General features: G+C 73.9%; 7 protein-coding genes and 1 pseudogene. 6 read left to right on the plus strand and 2 right to left on the minus strand.

Annotation, left to right across the window (positions count from 1 at the left end; genetic code table 11):
* Positions 1 to 43: 43 nt before the first annotated feature.
* Complete coding sequence (locus tag AOK09_RS12510) at positions 44 to 1,507, minus strand: MFS transporter (RefSeq protein ID WP_055587239.1); 1,464 nt, start codon at positions 1,505 to 1,507, stop codon at positions 44 to 46.
* Positions 1,508 to 1,812: 305 nt separating this feature from the next.
* Between AOK09_RS12510 and AOK09_RS12515 the strand changes: the two genes are divergently transcribed.
* From AOK09_RS12515 to AOK09_RS12535, 5 genes are all read left to right on the plus strand, one after another.
* Positions 1,813 to 2,388, plus strand: coding sequence for a TetR/AcrR family transcriptional regulator (locus AOK09_RS12515; protein ID WP_055587240.1), 576 nt, complete (start codon positions 1,813 to 1,815; stop codon positions 2,386 to 2,388).
* A 169-nt stretch (positions 2,389 to 2,557) separates the two neighbouring features.
* Positions 2,558 to 3,409: a DUF1206 domain-containing protein gene (locus AOK09_RS12520; protein WP_079062989.1), complete on the plus strand. Its 852-nt coding sequence runs from the start codon at positions 2,558 to 2,560 to the stop codon at positions 3,407 to 3,409.
* 235 nt (positions 3,410 to 3,644) lie between these two features.
* On the plus strand, positions 3,645 to 4,025 hold the full coding sequence (locus AOK09_RS41080) for a hypothetical protein (protein WP_055587241.1): 381 nt from the start codon (positions 3,645 to 3,647) through the stop codon (positions 4,023 to 4,025).
* A 606-nt stretch (positions 4,026 to 4,631) separates the two neighbouring features.
* Entirely contained in the window at positions 4,632 to 5,621 is a 990-nt protein-coding gene (locus AOK09_RS12530; protein WP_055587242.1) for a pirin family protein, read from the plus strand.
* Positions 5,618 to 5,968, plus strand: a complete 351-nt coding sequence (locus AOK09_RS12535) for a tetratricopeptide repeat protein (protein WP_055587243.1) — start codon at positions 5,618 to 5,620, stop codon at positions 5,966 to 5,968. The genes AOK09_RS12530 and AOK09_RS12535 overlap by 4 nt, the downstream gene beginning before the upstream one ends.
* Before the next feature lie 145 nt (positions 5,969 to 6,113).
* On the opposite strand, the gene AOK09_RS12540 is transcribed toward AOK09_RS12535, so the two are convergent.
* The gene (locus AOK09_RS12540) at positions 6,114 to 6,602 is read right to left on the minus strand and encodes a carboxymuconolactone decarboxylase family protein (protein WP_055587244.1); all 489 of its coding nucleotides are present in this window, start codon (positions 6,600 to 6,602) and stop codon (positions 6,114 to 6,116) included.
* 123 nt (positions 6,603 to 6,725) lie between these two features.
* Here AOK09_RS12540 and AOK09_RS41995 point away from each other — a divergent pair.
* Positions 6,726 to 6,893, plus strand: a pseudogene (locus AOK09_RS41995) (pirin family protein); the annotation flags it as partial.

Here is a 6,893-nt window from a genome sequence, read left to right on the forward strand (position 1 = left end):
CCGGGCCGCGGCCGCGCTCCCCAGGTGTGGTGTGCCCGGGCGGTCAGCCCTGGGCGGCCGGGGAGACGGCCCTGGCCTCGGCGGCCGCCGCGGCGGGCACGTCACCGGAGGACGACTGGGCGAGCAGGGTCGTCCGAGGGGTGCGCCGCGCGGGGACGAGCAGCGCGGCGAGGGCGGCGCCCAGGCAGAGCAGGGCCAGCAGGGCGAACGCATGGGTGTAGCCGGAGGCCTGGGGCAGGCCCGTGGACTGGAGGTGGCCGGTCACCAGGACGCTGGTCACCGAGGCGCCGATGGAGCCGCCGATGGTCCGGATGTTGGCGTTCATACCGCTGGCCGCGCCGGTCTGCTCGGGGGGGACGCTGCCCACGATCAGATTGGCCATCGAGGAGAAGGCGAGACCGATGCCCAGGCCGAAGACGCCCGCGGCGAAGGCCACCTGCCACTGCTGGTCGTGCCAGGCGGCGAGTACCGCACAGGCGACCGCGCCGAGGGAGGCGCCCGAGGTGAGCAGCTTCTTGGCGCCCAGCAGGGGCTCCAGGCGGCCGCTGAGCACACCGGAGAGGAACATCGCGACCAGCATCGGCAGCATCAGCAGTCCGGCGCCGGTGACGCTGGCGCCGAACCCGTAGCCCGCGGAGCGGGGGGTCTGGGTGAAGCCGGGGAGGAAGGACCAGATGGAGTACATGCCCGCGCCGAAGAGCAGGGCGGCGGTGTTGGTGGTCCAGACGGCGGGCAGCCGCATGACCCGCAGGTCGATCAGGGGGTGGCGGGAACGCGCCTCGGCGAGCAGCCAGAGGGCGAAGAGCACGACGGCGGCGGCGAAGAGCCCGGTCACGCGGATCGACAGCCAGCCCCAGGTGGAGGCCTGGCTCAGCGGCAGCAGCAGTGCGACCAGCCATCCCGAGAGCAGCAGCGCACCGGCCCAGTTGACCCGGCCGGCGGCCCGGCGGGGGGACTCGGGGATGCAGCGCATGGCGACCAGCGCAGTGACGGCGACGACCGCGACCGGCAGCCAGAAGAGCCAGCGGTAGTCGAGCGCGGTCACGATGGGTCCGGCGGCGACCATGCCGACGCCGCCCCCGGCGGCGATCACGGCGGAGAAGTTGCTGATGCTGGAGCCGACCTCGGACGCGCCGAACTCGTCGCGGATGATGCCGAAGGACAAGGGGAGCAGCGCGCCGCCGATGCCCTGGATCACGCGGGCGACGATCAGTACTCCGATGCCGGGGGCCAGCGCGGCCAGCAGGCAGCCTGCCGTCAGCGCGACCAGTACGGCGACCAGGGTGCGCTTCTTCCCCACCAGGTCGCCGACGCGGCCGAGGATCGGGGTGAAGATCGACGCGGAGAGCAGATACGCGGTCATCACCCAGGTCGCGGTGGACTGCGAGGTGTGCAGGGCATGCTGGATGGTGGGGAGCGCGGGTGCTATCAGCGACTGGAGCATGGAGAACACACCGCCACCGGTCGCGAGGACCGTGAAGGTGAGTCGGGTGGAGTTCCGGGGCATGGGGAGCCTCTCGAACGGGAAGCGGCGGGCTGGTCGCGGCCGTGGTCGCGAGGGCCGGCCGGCGGGGCTTCGGGGTGACGGCTGGGCGGGCCGGCCGTCGGCGGGCGAAGGCATGGGTGCGGCGTACAGCCGGCCCGGCGCGGCCCGCCGGAGCGTCGGCCGGGCCGGTGCGGGGACGCCGCATACGGGGTACGGGGGCGGCACGGGTGGCCGCGGTGGATGGCTCGACTGTTAAAGTGGAGGCATGCCTCCACTGTAACGGAGGCTGACCTCCGGTTCAACTCGGTTCCACCAGGGAGGCAGCAGTGGCGGCCCAACCGGTCCATGTCAACGAGATCGTCGCGGCGCAGCGCCCGCGCCGTAAGGACGCCGCGCGCAACTTCGACGCGCTGCTGGCGGCCGCGCGCGAGGCGTTCGCCGACAAGGGCGCCGAGGCGTCCCTGGAGGACATCGCCCGCCGGGCCGGAGTGGGCATCGGCACCCTCTACCGCAACTTCCCCACCCGCAGGCACCTCTTCGAGAGCGTCTACGCCGACGAGGTGAACGCCCTCTGCCAGGTGGCGCTGGACGTCGCCGGGCAGGAGCCCTGGCAGGCCCTGACGTCCTGGCTGCACCGCTTCGTGGAGTACACGGTGACCAAGCGGGCGATCCGCGAGGCGCTGAACGGCGAGTCGGAGATCTTCCTCGCCTGCCGAGCCTCCATGTACGAGGCGGGCGGCCCCCTGTTCGTCCGCGCCCAGGAGGCCGGTGAGGCCCGCAAGGACATGGACTTCGACGACCTGCTGCGGATGGTCGCCGGCATCACCACGACCAACTTCGTGGACGACGCACAGCGCGACCGGGTCCTCGAGGTCGCGCTCGACGGAGTGCGGAGCTGCTGACCGGCGCGGGGCGCACCCGTACGGACGATCCCCGTTCGCCGCTCCTCTCCCAGTGGCGGGGCCGGGCCGGCCCCGAGGCGGAACGCCGGCGGTTGGCCGGCGGCCGCCGGGGCAGGCGGAGGGATGTCAAGCTGCGCACCACCGCGTAGCCCCCTTACGAGGAGGCCTCGTGACGTCGTCTCACGTCAGCAGTGGAACAGTACGGCCGGGCGGCCGGCGGAACCGGGCGTCCGTCCACGGCCTGCACCGGCGGGACGCGTTCCGCACCGCGGGCCGCGCCGGGTTCGTCGCCCGCGGCGCCGTCTACGCCCTGATCGGCGCCCTGGCCGTCGAGATCGCCCTGGGCAGGAGCGGGGCGCAGGCGGACCGCCAGGGTGCCCTGCACCAGGTGGCGGCCCAGCCGTTCGGCCTGGTGATGCTCTGGACCCTGGCCGCGGGCTTCGCCGGCATGGCGCTCTGGCGCACCTCGCTGGCCATCGGGGCCGGGGGCGGGCCGAAGAAGACCGGAAGCCGGGTGCTCAACGCCGCCCGCGCGGTCTTCTACGCCTTCGTCTGCTGGGGCACCGCGGCCTACGCGGCAGGGTCGGGAGGGCAGAGCGGCAGCGACGCCGCCTCGCAGGACTGGACGGCCGGCGCGCTGCGGCTGCCGGCCGGTCAGTTCCTGGTCGCCGGCGCCGGCATCGCCCTGGCGGCGATCGGGTCCGGCATCGTCGTACGGGCCGCGCAGCGGCGCTTCCTGCGGAAGCTGGACACCGCGGCGATGGGCAGGCGCACCCGTGACGTCGTCACCGTGCTGGGCCTGGGCGGCAACTCCGCTCGCGGGGTGACCTACGCCCTGGCCGGGGTGTTCGTCCTGGTGGCGGCCATCCGCTACGACCCGCACCAGGCCAAGGGCATGGACGCCACGCTCCGCAGCTTCGCGCAGACCCCGGCCGGTCCCTGGCTGCTCATCGCGGTCGCCGTGGGCCTGGTGCTCTTCGGCGGCTTCTCCTTCGCCTCGGCGCGCTGGCGCAACCTCTGAGCCGCGCGGGCGCGGCCTCCGCGGAGTGACGGGAGTGACGGGAGTCGTCCCGGACCGGTCGTCCGGCCCGCGCCGGCGCCGCCGCCGGTGGAGCCCGGCTGACGCTCCATCAGGACGCCCCACCTGCTGCGGGGACGGGAAGTTGCGTGCCATAGGGTCACCGCGTACGGGAGCGGCCGCCTCTCGCAGGCCACCCGGCAGGCAGCATCCCAACCGGCACGTTCAGGAGCGCAGCATGAGCTTCATCAAGAAGATAGTCGAGGTCGCCTCCAAGGGCTTCGAGATGGGGGAGGAGGCCGTCCAGGAGTACGCAGAGCACCGCCGCGCCGCCAAGCTCTTCCTCAAGCTCGGTGTGGCCGTCTACGCCGAGCAGCGCCTCAACGGGTCGCACGCGCCCGTGGAGCGCATCCTCCTCGCCCTCGACGGCCACGCGGCCGAGCACGGCGAGGTCGACCTCGACCATCTGGACGCGGCCCGTGAGGTGCTCGGCGACGAGTTCATCGCCGAGCACACCGGCGATTCCGCGGCGGCAGAGGACGTCCCCGCCGCCGCGCCCGCGCCCGCGGCGGCTGCGCCGGAGGCCGCCCCCGCGCCCGTGGCCGCCGCCGCCGAGTAGCAGCGCCACCACGGCAGCGACAGACCGATCGCGCTCCGGCGCCACAGGACGGGTCGCACGGCTTCGTGCCGCGCGGCCCGTCCGTGCGTTCCGGCCCGGACGCGGCCGCGCGCCCGCCCTCGCCCGCCGGTTGTCGTCACTGCCCGCCGTCGGGCTGCGGCCCGCGGACCGGGGGCTCGGCGGTACGGCCGACGGTGGCCGGACGGGGGCGCGCCGCGGTGACGAGGCGCGCGGGGTGCGCCGCGCCGCTCCCGTAGCCTGTCTGATCCGTACAGCTTGTCGCTTTATGTTGTGAATGGTTGGGTGGAAGTGGAAGGCGGAGGCCGGATTCGGCCCCCCATCTCCGCTGCTTCGGCGCGGAGTCCAGCCCCGGCGGCCGCTGCCGGGGGAGACGCGGCTCGACCCCCCGAGCGGGCCGCGTCTCCTCCGGTGGCGGCCGCCGTTCGTGCGGGTGGGCGGCGGCGGAGGGGCGGGCGGCGACGGGTCGGTGGGTAGCCCGGCGCCCGGTCCCTCGGGCGGTCGACAGGATCGCGGCGGCCCGGGAATGCACCCCGATGGTTCAATGTTCAACCAGTCGTTCCGATCCGGCTGTCCGAGGAGGATGACATGCCCGCCGTGACCGTGGAGAGCACGCTCCGGCTGCCGCGCATCGCGGAGCCCGACCCGCAGGCCGCCGCACAGCGTGCCGTGCGGTCGGTCACCACCGCGCCCCGGGGCTTCGAGGGGGAGGGGTTCCCCGTCCACCGTGCCTTCGGGGGTGTCCTGCCGCGCGACCTCGACCCCTTCGTCCACATGGACCAGATGGGCGAGGTCGAGTACGCGCCCGGCGAGCCCAAGGGCACCGCATGGCATCCGCACCGGGGCTTCGAGACCGTCACCTACATGATCGACGGGCGTATGGAGCACCAGGACTCGAACGGCGGCGGAGGTCTGATCACCGACGGAGGGACGCAGTGGATGACCGCCGGCAGCGGCATCCTGCACATCGAGACGCCGCCCGAGGCACTGGTCGCGTCCGGGGGCCTGTTCCACGGCGTCCAGCTGTGGGTGAACCTGCCCCGTGCCCACAAGTGGGACGCCCCGAGGTACCAGAGCATCGAAGGGCCCCAGGCGGCGCTGCTGTCCTCGCCCGACGGCGGGGCGCTGGTGCGCGTCATCGCCGGAGACGTCGCAGGTCACCGGGGGCCGGGCAGCACCTTCACCCCGATCACCCTGATCCATGCGACGCTCAGCCCCGGCGCCCGACTCGTCCTGCCCTGGCGGCCCGACTTCAACGCGCTGGTGTACTCGCTCTCCGGAAGGGGGACGGTCGGCCCGGCCCAGCACCCCCTGGAGGCCCACCAGCTCGCCGTCTTCGGACCGGGCGGCGCCCTGACGGTGGCCGCCACCGGCCACCCGGACACCCGCACGCCCGACCTGGACGTGCTGGTGCTCGGCGGACGGCCCATCCGTGAGCCCGTCGCGCACTTCGGGCCGTTCGTGATGAACACCAAGGCCGAGATCATCCAGGCGGTCGAGGACTTCGAGAGCGGCAGGCTCGGCGTCGTCCCCGCCGGCCGGATGCCCCACACCAACCCGGGAGAGGAGCCCGTATGACCGCCAACGCGTACATTGAGGAGACCACAGCCGAGCGCTGGGAGCGTGCCGGACTGTTCTTCGAGGCGAAGGAGTACGCCGAGGCCGCGCGGCTGCTCGCCGACGTCGTCGCGGAGTTCCCCGGGCAGCTCGCCCCCCGGCTGCTGCTGGCCCGCGCCTACTACCACTCCGCCCAGCTGCGCCGCGCCGAGGAGCAGCTGCGCGAGGTGATCGCCCGCGACCCGGTGGAGCAGTACGCCCACCTGATGCTCGGCCGGACCCTGCAGCGCCAGGGTCGTGCCGAGGAGGCGGCGCGGTGGCTGCGCATGGCGGCCGCGCTGGGCGGCGACCCGGAGTCCGCGGGCTGAGGACGGCGGCCGCGCGCTGACGGGGGCGCGGCCGCGCCGCGACGGCGGGGCGCTGGGAGCCGTACGGCGGGCCCCCTCGGAGATCGATCTCCGAGGGGGCCCGCCGATCAGCTGGACGCGAGGGCGTGCGCCGTTCGCGGGGCGGTCACTGCTCCGGGATGCGGCGCACGGGGTGCCTGCTCACCACGGAGAGCTGGTTGAAGGCGTTGATGGTGACCGCCACCCACACCACGGCCGAGATCTCGTCGTCGGTCAGCAGCAGCCGGGCGTCGTCGTAGGCGGCCTGCTGCGCGGCGGTGTCCGCCGGCCTGACGGTCGCCTCCGCCAGGGCGAGCGTCGCCCGTTCCCGGGCGCTGAACAGGTCGGTGTTGCGCCAGCCCGCCACCACGCCGAGGCGCTGCACGGTCTCGCCGGCGTGCAGGGCGGTCCTGGTGTGCACATCGAGGCAGTAGGCACAGCCGTTGATCTGCGACACGCGGACGTTGACCAGTTCGACGAGCGCCCGGTCCAGTCCGGCGTCCGCCGCGACCGCCCGCACCGCCTCCGAGGTCTGGACGAGGGCGTGGTAGGCGCGGGGGCTCTGCTTGTCGACGAAGATCCGCCGGCCTGTCGCCGCCTGCGTCACGTCACTCACCTGAACTCCTTCGGTCGTTCCGCCGCCGCCCCGGGCGGTGCTGTACCTCCGGGGTCTGTTGGCCTATCATCGCGTCATATTCGTTGAATCTAAAACCTTTTCGGTCGTGAAAGGCGTCACACCATGAGCAGCACCGAGGCCGGGCCCGTCGAGCCGCAGCGCCGCCCCGCACCGGACAGCGCCCCGGCGCCGGAGGGTCGCCACGTCGAGGTGCTCTCCGCACGTGACGTCCCCCTGGGCGGCCCCCGAGCCATCACCGTGCGGCGCACGCTGCCGCAGCGGGCCCGGACC

The sequence above is a fragment of the Peterkaempfera griseoplana genome (assembly GCF_001418575.1).
Lineage (GTDB): Bacteria > Actinomycetota > Actinomycetes > Streptomycetales > Streptomycetaceae > Peterkaempfera > Peterkaempfera griseoplana.